We start from the raw sequence: 12,267 nt of genomic DNA on the forward strand, positions 1-12,267 counted from the left end.
ATAAAATTAATTACATTTCACTTATGAATACAATTGAAGATTATATTAGGGATATTCCTAATTTCCCAAAAGAAGGAATTTTGTTTAAAGACATAGCGCCATTACTACAAAACCCAAAAGGGGTGAGTCTATGTTTGGATGAGTTATTAAAACTAATAGGAAATAAAAAAATTGATAAAGTAATAGGTATTGAATCTCGTGGTTTTTTCTTTGCAACTTTATTAGCTCAAAAACTTAATGCTGGTTTTATTCCTGTTAGAAAACCTGGAAAGTTGCCTTATAAAACACTATCACAATCGTATGCATTAGAATATGGTGAAGATGCTGTTGAAATTCATGTAGATGCTATTGAAAAGGGTGAAAAAGTACTTATTCACGACGATGTATTAGCAACTGGAGGAACAGCTGAGGCTGTCTGTAAACTAGTTGAAAAACTGGGTGGAGACATTGTACAGTGTAATTTTATTATGCAGCTTAACTTCTTAAATGGAAAAGAAAAGTTAAAAGGGTATAACGTAAAATCTGTTTTAGAGTATTAATCTAATGCTCTTAAAGTAACATATGCTCTCCAGCCTATAATTGCGAGTTGCAATTTACTTGCTTTTGCTATGTCTAATTGTTTTTTTGTAAAGCTAGGCAATACTACTTTGTTTACTTTCGCTAATATTTTAAAAAGCTGTTTATTCATTAATAAGTACTATTTAGCAAAAATAGTGAAACTTATTCTATCACTAATCTTTTAGAAGCTGTTAGATTAGTCAGTGGACAATTGCAATGATAATTGCTACTATAAATTTTACTAGTATAATCATATTATTTTTTGTTTAAGTGATTGATGAATTGATTTCTATTCTGTAATTTTTTTGAATATATAAGTTTAGAAATCTTATCGCCAAATGAATTGTACTAAAATGATATAATTAGCTTTATATTAGTAAGTGAAAAAATTGTATAGATTATAATTTTTAAATCCTTTTCTTAAAATATGTTTTAATATATAATCAATAAGCCTAAAAATGTTATTAAATGAAATAATTCAAGAGCCTTTTTCGACATTTTTTGAATTTTCAAGGCGAAAAAAAGCATGAATAACTCTTTTTTTGCTGTTTTCATCTTTTATTGGTTTATAAATAAAAAAAGACTCCTAAATTGATAGAAGTCTTTTTTAACCAACCAAACCTTAATAAAAAGGTCAGTCCTTTTTCTTTTTCAGCGTGATTTCTATAACACCGTCTTTTCCTTTTATACCATATTTTTTTGTTGCCGATTCGCCTTTTAAAACACTAATGGATTCTATGGAGTTAGGGTCAATATCATCGAGTTTTTTGTTTTTCACCTCTTTGCCATCTATTATTATTAAAGGTTTTTGGTTGCTGTCATTTGATAAATGAATAATTGAGGTTGCATCAGTATTATCTTTTGTAATAATTTCTACTACACCATCTTTACCTTTTTCGCCATATTTTTTTGTTGCCGAGGCGCCTTTAACCACACTAATAGATTTTATATTTTCGGTATCAATGTCTTTTACTTTTTTGTTTTTAACCTCTTTGCCATCTACGATGTATACAACGTCTTTGTTGGCTTCACCTTTTACAATGATTTTATTTTCGCCTTTGCTTAATATGTTTACTGTTGATTTGTTATTATCATCTTTATCTATCCAAATATTGCTATTTTTTCCAGTTGATCTAATTTTAAATATCTTACCGTCTTTAGATTTGAACGACAAATTGTTTTTCTGATTGTTAATTTTCTCTTTAAAGATGTTACCATCTTTGTCTTTACGTATAAGTATTGAATTACCGTCTTCATCTTTCTTTATCTCGATATTTTCATCTTCAGAAGTAACAAATAAACCGTTGTTTTCCCCTTTTACAATTACATTTCCTTTTAGTTTGAAAATCTTACCATCCGAATGTATTGAGTCAGCGTGGATAATATCATAAGTTTTACCTTCATCACTGGAAAAAGTAAATACATTGTTGTTTTTGTGCGCCTTTTTTATCTCATGGACTTTATCTCCCTTTTTAATGATGATTTTATCGTCACCTTCTATTATTTCGTGGTCGCCATCATGTTCATCACTACTAAATACAAACACATTACCACTTTTACCAGATTTCTTTCCAATGGTTATTGCTCCATCCTTATGGGTAAACATATAGTCTTTATCGTGAAGTAAACCATTGGTGTTTCCAATAGATATAGCGTTGCTTTTTGCGTTGTACGTTATTTTTATGGTTTTGATTGCTGAATCGTTGCTAATAGAAAAATTAGCATTAGAATTATCAGTTTTCGCATCAATTTTAATAGCTGTTATTTCATTATCGCTATTGCGTTTCACTCCTTTAATCTTTAGCGTAATTCCGTGAGCTTTTAGTTTTGTTGTTACTTCATCCAATTTTGCATCTGTAAAAGAGCTTTCAATAAAATAAGCGACAATATCTTGTTTTAAAACAGTATTTGATTTTGCAATGGTATTGTTTGCAATCGCTTTTTTAGGAGTGATTATAGGTTGGCTTTCTACCTTCGATTTTTTTGTTTCAATACTTGCTGCTACTATTGTTTTAGATTCTTCAGTAATAGCAGATGTTTCTGCTTGACTCGATGTAGCTTCAATGTAAACCTCTTTAATGTTGAAACTCATTAAAAATAAAACCAATACTGGCAGTACTAATAAAAATTTTAATTGATTCCTGTTGCGTGATTTGTTTTTGTGTAACATAACAATTCGTTTTTTAATTGATGAATTATAAAAATTATTTGTAAGTGCCATTTGGTAATTTGGCACACTTGTTTTGAGTAATAAATGCTGATAGCTTTTTTTGCAATTGGTAGTTGCTTGTGCATTTTTATCTGCGATAAACTCCAAATTTTGCCTCAAGTCTCTTTTGTAATACCATACCAACGGATTAAACCAAAGCAGAATACATATTAATTCTGCCAATAAGATATCTATAGAATGTAACTGTTTGGCATGTACTTTCTCGTGAGTAATTATTTGTTCTAACTCGGTATCATTAAACTGGCTTGGGTTAAAAACAATCCAATTAAAAAATGAAAAAGGTGATATTATGTTTTTGGTTATTACATATATAAATGATGAAACACGTTGTTTTGTGCTATTAATAAGAAGCGTAACTAACGAGCCAAATTGCAAAAGAAATCTTCCAATAAAAAATAGAATACCTGCAATATATATATATGTTATAATCGTGGTGAATTCCAAAGGATTTTCCTGAACAATGGTTTGTGATTGTAACAGTGATTCTTCTAGTGTGAAGGTGTTTTTCATAATGTTAGGCTCTACCATTATATGTTTTGATATAGTTATTAATGGTAATATAAAAGCAGTAATTAAGCCTAATAACAAGAATGACCTATTAGATTCAAAGAAAGTTTCACGATTAAGTAGGAATTTGTAGCATAAATAAAATAACACTAAAATGGCGCTAACTTTAATAAGATATTCCATGATTATTTATTGTTTTCAATAAGGTTAATAATCTCTTTTAATTCTTCTACGCTTATTTTTTCTTCTTTTGCAAAGAAAGACACAACGTTCTTATATGAGCTATTGAAATAGTTGTCAATAGCTGTATTGAAAAATCGTTTTCTATAATCTTCTTTTTTAATTATTGGGAAGTATTGATGTGTTTTTCCATATGCTGTATGACTTACGTAACCTTTGTCTTCTAGGTTTCTAACTATAGTTGATAAGGTATTATAATGAGGCTTATCCTCAATAATTTCTGCAAGAATGTCTTTTACAAAGGCTTTTTCTAGCTTCCATAAAATATGCATGATTTCTTCTTCTTTGTTTGTTAGTTTTTGCATGTTTATTTTTTAAGTTTTTTTAATGCGCTTTTTGCTGATTCTAAATTAGGTCTTATTGCTAGTGCTTTTTCATAAGCTTTAATGGCTTCTTTTTTATTGCCTGACTTTACTAGTGCTTCGCCATAACTGTCCCAGCAATTAGCTATTTCAGGAAATATTTCGGTGTTAAGTTTAAATAGTTTAATGGCTTTATCAATATTATCTGCTTCATATAAATAAGCATAACCTAAGTCATTTAAAATAATATCTTTTGGATCTTCAGGGTGGAAGTTTACCGTTAAACTTTCAAAATTAGTTTTTACAAAATCAGCTCCCTTTTTATTAAAAGCTTTTCTAATATTTTGAACCGCTGGTAATTGAGCCTTTTTAGGTGTTTTATCTCTAGATAAAGTTAAAATATCTAAAGCAATATACTCAGCAACTGGTTCGTCCATATTGGCAAAAACAATGATGGACAGGTCGCTGCTTACAACTTGATAAATTGCTGTGTTAAAACCTTCAAAACCACCAGCTGATCCTGTTGCTTTTCCTTCGGGAAGTTCTTTTAAATAATTGAAATACGAATCGTTTGATTTTGCTTCTTTACTCAAAAGTAAATCATCATAAAAATAAGATCTGTAAAATTTCATAATATCTTCAGTGGTAGATAGAAATCCACCATCAGGATTTGGAATATCTTGTGTAGGAGTAGATTCTTCCAATTCACCAAGTGGAGTGTAATAATAACCATGAGCAATTTTGTTTTCTAAACCACCAAAGTCATTTAAGTATGTGTTTTTTAGATTTAAAGGTTTAACGATGCGCTCGTTTACATTGTCAAAGTAAGATTTTCCAGAAACTTCTTCAATAACAGCACCTAGAATCACATAGCCTAAATTTGAGTAATCTTGTTTTGTTCCTGGTTCAAAATTTAATTTATATAATTTTGCTCTCTCAACTATGGCATTAAGTTTTCTATCGTTTAGTGGTAAATTAAAATAATCACGAGTATGATAATCTGCAAAGCCAGATTCGTGATTTAATAAATGATTTATCGTTATCTTATTAGCATTCGGGTCTTTAAACCCAGAAACATATTGTGTTAGTTTGCCATCTAAATTTAGCTTGCCTTCTGCTACTAATTGTTTTACCACAATAGAGGTAAAGGTTTTGTTCATGGATCCAATATCAAATAATGTATTGATGGTATTTGCTGTGTTGGTCTCTCTATTTGCTAAGCCATAAGCTTTGTGAAATAGGATATTTCCTTTTTCAGCAACTAAAATAATACCTGAAAAAATTCCAAGATCTATATAGTCTTTAGCAATAGCTTCAATTTTTTCTGATAATTCTGCTGAGTCTTTATTGTTTGCTAATTCCTGTTTACTTTCTTTGTTTTTGCAACCTGTTAACGTTAATGATAAAAGAAGTATAACTATATTTAATTTCATTATAAAGTATGGTTTCTCTTTGATGATTCAAACATATAACTATTTTTGTAGTTATACAACTGTAAATATAGTTATTTAACGAAAAATTTAGTTTTTATTGTGAATTTTTAAGAAAAAGGGTTGAATATCTTACTAAGAAAGAAATCTTAGTATCTTCGCAAAAAATATTTTTAATGAGCTTTGTTTGGGTAATTCTTGGATTTGTTCTGCTGGTCATAGGAGGTGAGTTTTTGGTTAGGGCATCAGTAGCACTTTCTTTTAAATTAAGTATTTCAAAATTCGTTATTGGTATGACAGTGGTATCCTTTGCAACCTCTGCGCCAGAATTATTGGTAAGTCTTAACGCAGCATTGTCTGGATCTCCAGCTATTGCTATTAATAATGTGGTTGGGTCGAATATTGCGAATATTGGTTTGGTGTTAGGTATTACAGCCGTGGTTGGTAGTATTGCTGTAGACAAAACTTTCTATAAATTAAATTGGCCAGTAATGATGTTGTTTTCAATAGCACTATATTACTTTTTATATAATGATAGCCAATTAATATTTTTAGAAGGTTTGGTATTATTTGGTGGTCTAATAGTGTTTCTATACATATTAATACGACGCGCTAAAAAAGATATTGAAATAGAAGAAGTTGATGAAACTCTAGCTATAGTTTCTTATTTTAAAATTATGTTATGGCTCCTTATTGGAGGTTTAGCTCTATATTTTGGATCAGAGTGGTTGGTTAAAGGAGCAATCGATTTAGCTGCAATTTTAGGAGTAAGTGAAGCTGTAATTTCGGTGTCTGTAATTGCAATAGGAACAAGTGTGCCAGAACTAGCTGCTTCGGTTATTGCAGCAGCAAAGCAAGAAAAGGCTATTTCTTTGGGTAACTTAATTGGCTCTAATATTTTTAATATTGGTTCTGTGTTAGGACTTACCTCAATGATTAAAACCATTCCAGTTACCGAACCACAAATTTTAACTAGAGATATTTTTTGGATGATTGCTTTTTCTGCAATACTAATTCCACTAATCTTAATTCCTAAACAACATCAAATAAGTAGACCAAACGGGTTTGCTCTTATTTTAGGCTATGGAATCTTCATATTTTTAGTCTTCACCCAGTAGATTTGTAGGTTATTAACTGTATTTTATCGAATTGTTTATAATTAACCCTATTTTTTTAAGGGTTAAAAGTTGGTTATTGAGCTTTTTTTATAAATTTGCCCTATAATTTAAATGCTAAAATAATTAAAATGTCAAAGCTAAGATTTCACGCAGTAAAAGAAACCCTTACTCGAAAACCATTAAAAATAGAAGAAAAAGAACGTCGTTCTTCAATTTTTGGTAATAATGTATTTAACGAAGCTACTATGCGACAGTTTTTAACCAAAGAAGCTTATAAAAGCGTCATGGATGCTGTGCAAAACGGTTCAAAAATTGACAGAGGAGTCGCCGATCATATTTCAACGGGAATGAAAGAATGGGCTATCTCTAAGGGAGTTACTCATTATACTCACTGGTTTCAGCCATTAACTGGTGCAACTGCAGAAAAGCATGATGCCTTTTTTGAAACTATTGGAGGAGGTTTAGCTATTGAAAAATTTGGAGGAGGACAACTAGTACAACAAGAACCAGATGCTTCTTCGTTTCCTAACGGAGGGATTAGAAACACCTTTGAAGCTCGCGGATATACTGCTTGGGATCCAACATCTCCAGCCTTTATTTATGAAACGACCTTGTGTATTCCAACGGTTTTTGTTTCTTATACAGGTGAGGCACTTGACTATAAAACACCATTATTAAGAGCACTACAAGCTGTTGATCATGCTGCAGTAGCAGTTGCTAGATATTTTGATAAAAATGTAAAAAAGGTAAATGCTTCTTTAGGTTGGGAACAAGAATACTTTTTAATTGATAGCGCTTTAGTAGCATCAAGACCAGATATTACTTTAACAGGTAGAACCTTGCTTGGACATTCTCCAGCAAAAGGACAACAGTTGGATGACCATTATTTTGGAACTATCCCAAATCGTGCTATGTCTTTTATGCGCGATTTAGAAACAGAGTGTATGTTATTAGGTATTCCTGTTAAAACAAGACATAACGAGGTTGCGCCAAATCAATTTGAACTAGCGCCAATCTATGACGAAGCGAATTTAGCAGTAGACCATAATTCATTGTTAATGGATGTGATGGATAAGATTGCGGGAAGACATAATTTTAAGGTGTTATTTCATGAAAAGCCATTTGCAGGAGTCAATGGTTCTGGAAAACATAATAACTGGAGTTTGAGTACAGATACAGGAATTAACTTATTGGGTCCTGGAAAAACACCAATGAGTAATTTACAATTCTTAACGTTTTTTATAAACTCAATTAAAGCCGTTCATGAATACGAAGAATTACTCAGAGCTTCTATTGCAAGTGCAAGTAACGATCATCGTTTAGGAGCAAACGAAGCACCACCTGCAATTATTTCTGTATTTATTGGCGAGCAATTAACTAATGTACTTCATGAATTGGAAGGAGTTACAAAAGGAAAGTTGTCTCCAGAAGAAAAAACAGATTTAAAGCTTAATGTGGTTGGTAAAATTCCAGAAATTCTATTAGATAATACAGATAGAAATAGAACATCTCCTTTCGCATTTACTGGGAATAAGTTTGAGTTTAGGGCAGTTGGTTCAACAGCTAACTGTGCAAATCCTATGACCGTTTTAAACTCAATTATGGCAAAACAGCTTATAGATTTTAAAGCTGAAGTTGATGCTTTGATTGAAAATAAAGACATGAAAAAGGATGATGCTATTTTTAATGTATTACGTGAATATATTAAAACATCTAAAAACATACTTTTTGAAGGAAACGGTTATGGAGATGAGTGGCAAAAAGAAGCAAAAAAGCGTGGATTGAGTAATAATAAAACAACTCCTGAAGCTTTAAAGGCTAGAATGGCCAAGAAAAACATTAGTTTGTTTGAGGATTTGGGAGTGATGAACCGAGTTGAAATTGAAGCACGTTATGAAATTGAGGTTGAAGAGTATGCTCTAAGGGTTCAAATTGAAGGAAGGGTTTTAGGTGATATTGCAAGAAATCACGTGGTTCCAACAGCTGTGAGGTATCAAAATATTTTAATTGAAAATGTGAGAGGTCTTAAAGATATCTATGGAGATGACTTCAAAAAATACGCTAAAGAGCAAATGGTACTAATTCAAGTTATTTCTGGTCACATCGAAGCTATTAATTCTGGTGTTACTAAAATGACAAAAGAACGTAAAATAGCAAATAACATTCAGGATTCTGAAAAAAGAGCAGAAGCATATTGCAATAAAGTAAAGCCGTTTTTCGATGATATTCGTTATAGCTGCGATAAGCTCGAATTGTTAATAGATGACGAGCTTTGGCCATTGACAAAATACAGAGAAATGTTATTTACTAAGTAGATATGTAATTTAAATAAAAGCCTCATTTTTATGAGGCTTTTTTATTACAATTTACTTAAAATAGAAAGAAAATTATCTACGTACACCTACGTATTTATTTTAAAAATATTGTGTAAAAAAGGGTATTTCAGCTAATTATTTTACAATTTATCGATTTTAACAGAATATTCTTACTTTTTAGCCTTCTAGCTTGAAAATTAGTGACTTATTTTCACTAAATTTGTTTTGCTATTAATCCATTATTATTCAAAATGAAGAAGTTACTACTAAGTGTTGCGGCACTTATGGTCGCAACCCTCTTGTTCTCTCAAGATGATACTGTTGATGCAAAAGAGAAAGTTTCTCAAGATAATTCAGTAGTATTAATTGATGACGGAAACCTGTCATCATAAGTCTTGTTTTTAATTTAAGAGTGTTTAAAAGTTTTAACTAGTGCTAAAAAAGCACTAGTTAAAACTTTTTTGTTTCTAATTGTTTCAATTATTTGATATTTGTAAGCTTTTACTATATTGCAAAACCTTTAAATCTGTCAATGGATGAATCTATTTTATTAATAGGTAGTATCTAGTGATTAATAGAACTAATTTTTATAGCATTTTTTGTGTTATTTTTTCTTTGTTTTTTGTACAAAAAACTTATTCACAAGAAGAAATAAATAGAAGCACCATTGAAACTTTTAACGAAGTTTATGGCTTAGAAGTGCGTGGAAAAAATGCGTTTTCGATAGCGGCTGGTGCTACAATCCCTAATGGAGATTATGCTGATGCGCTTTACGAAGTGTATATGCATATTGGATACAAACGTTTTTTAGGCCCTCATATAAATATCAATGTAGGTTATAATAAATATAATATAGCCTTTAAGGACATTTCTAATCAAGGGTTCATGTCTTTTGACGCTAATTTAGAGGTTGTTCCATTTTCAAAAAGTATTTTTTCACCATTCGTTTATGTAGGAGGAGGGTTAAACGCTTCTAATTATTTTTTGAGAACTGACTCTAAAATTCAGGGAGGCGCAGGTTTTGAGATATTGATTTCGCCTTTGGTTGGTGTAAAGCTATTTGGGGAGTATAACATGTTGTTTACTGATGAATTAGATGGAAGAGTGTATGGAGCATCAGATGATGCCTTTTGGAGAGCAGCTATAGGTTTAAATTTTTACTTTGGAAAAAGAGGTAGAAAAAGAAGTGTTAAAAAAAATGAACCTACAGTAATTAATTCTAATCCAATAATTCACGCAAAAAACTAAATACTTTATTACTTTTGCAGCATCTAAAAAACACCTTTCCATAATGAGTAACGAGGTTAGTAAAAGATATGCACAAAGAGGCGTTTCTGCTTCAAAACAAGACGTGCATAACGCTATTAAAAATATTGATAAAGGACTATTTCCTAAAGCTTTCTGCAAAATTGTACCAGATTATCTAACCAATGATGATAGTTATTGTTTAATCATGCATGCAGATGGAGCGGGAACAAAAAGTTCTTTAGCCTATATGTATTGGAAGGAAACTGGAGATGTTTCGGTTTGGAAAGGCATTGCTCAAGACGCTTTAATAATGAATATAGACGACCTTTTGTGTGTTGGGGCAACCAATAATATCATGTTGTCTTCTACCATAGGAAGAAATAAGAATCTTATTCCAGGCGAAGTTATATCAGCAATAATTAATGGTACAGAAGAGTTGATTGCTGAGTTAAAGGAATTTGGCGTAACTATTCATTCAACTGGAGGGGAGACTGCTGATGTTGGCGATTTGGTAAGAACAATTATTGTTGATTCTACGGTTACAGCTAGAATGAAACGCGAAGATGTTATTGATAATGCAAATATTGAGGTAGGTAATGTTATTGTGGGGTTGGAAAGTTTTGGTCAAGCTACTTATGAGAAATCATATAATGGAGGTATGGGAAGTAATGGGTTAACTTCAGCTAGGCATGATGTGTTTCATAAGTATTTAGCTGAAAAATATCCTGAAAGTTTTGATGCTTCAGTCCCAGATGATTTGGTTTATTCGGGACAAACTAAATTAACAGATAAGGTAAAAGGAGCGCCTATTGATGCTGGGAAATTAGTGTTGTCTCCAACTAGAACTTATGCGCCAATTATTAAATCAATTCTTTCTAAGTTTAATAGTGATAAGGTGCATGGAATGATTCATTGTAGTGGAGGAGCGCAGACAAAAATTCTTCATTTTGTGGATAATCTTCATATTGTAAAAGATAATATGTTTTCTATCCCGCCTTTGTTTAAATTAATTCAAGAACAATCTAAAACCGATTGGAAAGAAATGTATCAAGTATTTAATTGTGGACATCGTATGGAACTATATGTGTCTCCTGAAATTGCCAATGATATTATAGCGATTTCAAAATCTTTTAATGTTGATGCTCAGGTGATTGGAAGAGTGGAGGCAAGCGATTCTAAAAAACTTACAATAAAAAGCGAATTTGGCGTTTTTAAGTATAGCTAATAAACCCTTTATATCATGACTAAAAATTTTAAGTATCAATTATCTTTTGTTACTGCATTTCTAAGCATATTTTTTTTAAAAGCTCAAAACGTGGATTTAACTTTATATCCAGAAGATTTTGTGACTACACATTGGAAAGAAATCAATAGAGCTAGCTTGGATATAAGTGAAGTGGCTTTTGTTAACTGGAATTCTGGAGGATCGAATTCTATTTCGGGATTATTAGGGTTAGAAGTTCAAAGAAATTATAAAAAAGACCATTTGCTTTGGGAGAACAGGGCAGTAATACGTTACGGAGTTAATAAACAGCAAAGCCAGAGTTTAAGAAAGACAGATGATATTTTTGAACTAAAGTCACGTTTTGGTTTTAGAAAGGATAAAAAATCAAATTGGTATTATTCGGCAAATTTTAGTTTTGCAACGCAATTTACTAATGGTTATAATTACTCTAATAGCGACAAAAAGCCAATATCACAATTTATGGCGCCAGCTTATATGTTTTTGGGTGTCGGAACAGTATATGGTGAGCATATTGAAGAGTTTTCGGCATATATGTCACCATTAACTTTAAAATCTACGTTTGTGCTAGATCAAGATTTAGCAGACGCTGGTTCTTTTGGAGTCACACCAGCGACCTATGATGTTCTAGGGAATAAATTAACTGATGGTGAAAATGCTAGACAAGAAGTTGGGGTTTTGCTTACTAGTGCTTACGAAAATGTACTTATGGAAAATATTTCGGTTAGAACATTAGTGAGTTTGTATACGGATTATTTAAATGACTTTGGAAATGTTGATGTAGATTGGGAGTTAAACTTTAAATTTAAAGTTAATGACCATATCCGCGCTTCAATGGGATCACATATTAAATATGATAATGATGTAAAAACGGCAGTTGAAGATGAAGATATGCCAGATGAAACTGTTGAAAAAGGCGCTAAAGTTCAATGGAAACAGCTTCTAGGAATTGGAGTATCAGTTGATTTCTAAAGCAAATACTTATTATTTATTTTTGTTAACTTTTTTTTGTTGATAAATTTTAATTTATTGATTTATAATTGGTTACGAATATTTCTTGTAAACTTTATGATTTA

General features: G+C 31.2%; 11 protein-coding genes. 7 read left to right on the forward strand and 4 right to left on the reverse strand.

Annotation, left to right across the window (positions count from 1 at the left end; translation table 11 throughout):
- Window positions 1-23: 23 nt before the first annotated feature.
- Window positions 24-539, forward strand: a complete 516-nt coding sequence (locus HB672_RS06260; RefSeq protein WP_167609431.1) for an adenine phosphoribosyltransferase — start codon at window positions 24-26, stop codon at window positions 537-539.
- On the opposite strand, the gene HB672_RS06265 is transcribed toward HB672_RS06260, so the two are convergent.
- The 4 genes from HB672_RS06265 to HB672_RS06280 form a co-directional block, all read right to left on the reverse strand.
- Window positions 536-688 carry an SsrA-binding protein gene (locus tag HB672_RS06265; RefSeq protein ID WP_167609434.1) on the reverse strand — a complete coding sequence of 51 codons (153 nt, stop codon included), beginning with the start codon at window positions 686-688 and terminating at the stop codon, window positions 536-538. The two genes, HB672_RS06260 and HB672_RS06265, sit on opposite strands and share 4 nt — an antisense overlap.
- 504 nt (window positions 689-1,192) lie before the next feature.
- Window positions 1,193-3,478 carry a M56 family metallopeptidase gene (locus HB672_RS06270; protein ID WP_167609437.1) on the reverse strand — a complete coding sequence of 762 codons (2,286 nt, stop codon included), beginning with the start codon at window positions 3,476-3,478 and terminating at the stop codon, window positions 1,193-1,195.
- Window positions 3,479-3,480: 2 nt separating this feature from the next.
- Window positions 3,481-3,840: a BlaI/MecI/CopY family transcriptional regulator gene (locus HB672_RS06275; protein ID WP_167609440.1), complete on the reverse strand. Its 360-nt coding sequence runs from the start codon at window positions 3,838-3,840 to the stop codon at window positions 3,481-3,483.
- Between the two features lie 2 nt (window positions 3,841-3,842).
- On the reverse strand, window positions 3,843-5,270 hold the full coding sequence (locus HB672_RS06280) for a serine hydrolase (protein WP_167609443.1): 1,428 nt from the start codon (window positions 5,268-5,270) through the stop codon (window positions 3,843-3,845).
- Between the two features lie 173 nt (window positions 5,271-5,443).
- On the opposite strand from HB672_RS06280, the gene HB672_RS06285 reads away from it, so the two are divergent.
- The 6 genes from HB672_RS06285 (at window position 5,444) to HB672_RS06310 (ending at window position 12,163) form a co-directional block, all read left to right on the forward strand.
- The gene (locus HB672_RS06285) at window positions 5,444-6,385 is read left to right on the forward strand and encodes a calcium/sodium antiporter (protein WP_167609447.1); all 942 of its coding nucleotides are present in this window, start codon (window positions 5,444-5,446) and stop codon (window positions 6,383-6,385) included.
- Window positions 6,386-6,513: 128 nt separating this feature from the next.
- Window positions 6,514-8,700 carry a glutamine synthetase III gene (locus tag HB672_RS06290; RefSeq protein ID WP_167609450.1) on the forward strand — a complete coding sequence of 729 codons (2,187 nt, stop codon included), beginning with the start codon at window positions 6,514-6,516 and terminating at the stop codon, window positions 8,698-8,700.
- 251 nt (window positions 8,701-8,951) lie between these two features.
- Window positions 8,952-9,092, forward strand: a complete 141-nt coding sequence (locus HB672_RS06295) for a hypothetical protein (protein WP_167609453.1) — start codon at window positions 8,952-8,954, stop codon at window positions 9,090-9,092.
- Between the two features lie 223 nt (window positions 9,093-9,315).
- Window positions 9,316-9,948, forward strand: a complete 633-nt coding sequence (locus tag HB672_RS06300; protein ID WP_208864183.1) for a Curli production assembly/transport component CsgG — start codon at window positions 9,316-9,318, stop codon at window positions 9,946-9,948.
- Between the two features lie 43 nt (window positions 9,949-9,991).
- Window positions 9,992-11,173: an AIR synthase related protein gene (locus HB672_RS06305; RefSeq protein ID WP_167609456.1), complete on the forward strand. Its 1,182-nt coding sequence runs from the start codon at window positions 9,992-9,994 to the stop codon at window positions 11,171-11,173.
- A 15-nt stretch (window positions 11,174-11,188) separates the two neighbouring features.
- Window positions 11,189-12,163 (forward strand): DUF3078 domain-containing protein, encoded by a 975-nt coding sequence (locus HB672_RS06310; RefSeq protein WP_167609459.1) that lies wholly within the window; start codon window positions 11,189-11,191, stop codon window positions 12,161-12,163.
- Window positions 12,164-12,267: the final 104 nt, after the last annotated feature.

It is taken from the genome of Gaetbulibacter sp. S0825 (assembly GCF_011777505.1).
In the GTDB taxonomy this organism is placed as follows: Bacteria; Bacteroidota; Bacteroidia; order Flavobacteriales; family Flavobacteriaceae; genus Pontimicrobium.

What these genes read in the sequence shown, in the direction of transcription:
- HB672_RS06260 (WP_167609431.1), top strand. Translation starts at nt 24, where the DNA reads ATGAATACAATTGAAGATTATATTAGGGATATTCCTAATTTCCCAAAA.
- HB672_RS06265 (WP_167609434.1), bottom strand. Translation starts at nt 688, where the DNA reads ATGAATAAACAGCTTTTTAAAATATTAGCGAAAGTAAACAAAGTAGTA.
- HB672_RS06270 (WP_167609437.1), bottom strand. Translation starts at nt 3,478, where the DNA reads ATGGAATATCTTATTAAAGTTAGCGCCATTTTAGTGTTATTTTATTTA.
- HB672_RS06275 (WP_167609440.1), bottom strand. Translation starts at nt 3,840, where the DNA reads ATGCAAAAACTAACAAACAAAGAAGAAGAAATCATGCATATTTTATGG.
- HB672_RS06280 (WP_167609443.1), bottom strand. Translation starts at nt 5,270, where the DNA reads ATGAAATTAAATATAGTTATACTTCTTTTATCATTAACGTTAACAGGT.
- HB672_RS06285 (WP_167609447.1), top strand. Translation starts at nt 5,444, where the DNA reads ATGAGCTTTGTTTGGGTAATTCTTGGATTTGTTCTGCTGGTCATAGGA.
- HB672_RS06290 (WP_167609450.1), top strand. Translation starts at nt 6,514, where the DNA reads ATGTCAAAGCTAAGATTTCACGCAGTAAAAGAAACCCTTACTCGAAAA.
- HB672_RS06295 (WP_167609453.1), top strand. Translation starts at nt 8,952, where the DNA reads ATGAAGAAGTTACTACTAAGTGTTGCGGCACTTATGGTCGCAACCCTC.
- HB672_RS06305 (WP_167609456.1), top strand. Translation starts at nt 9,992, where the DNA reads ATGAGTAACGAGGTTAGTAAAAGATATGCACAAAGAGGCGTTTCTGCT.
- HB672_RS06310 (WP_167609459.1), top strand. Translation starts at nt 11,189, where the DNA reads ATGACTAAAAATTTTAAGTATCAATTATCTTTTGTTACTGCATTTCTA.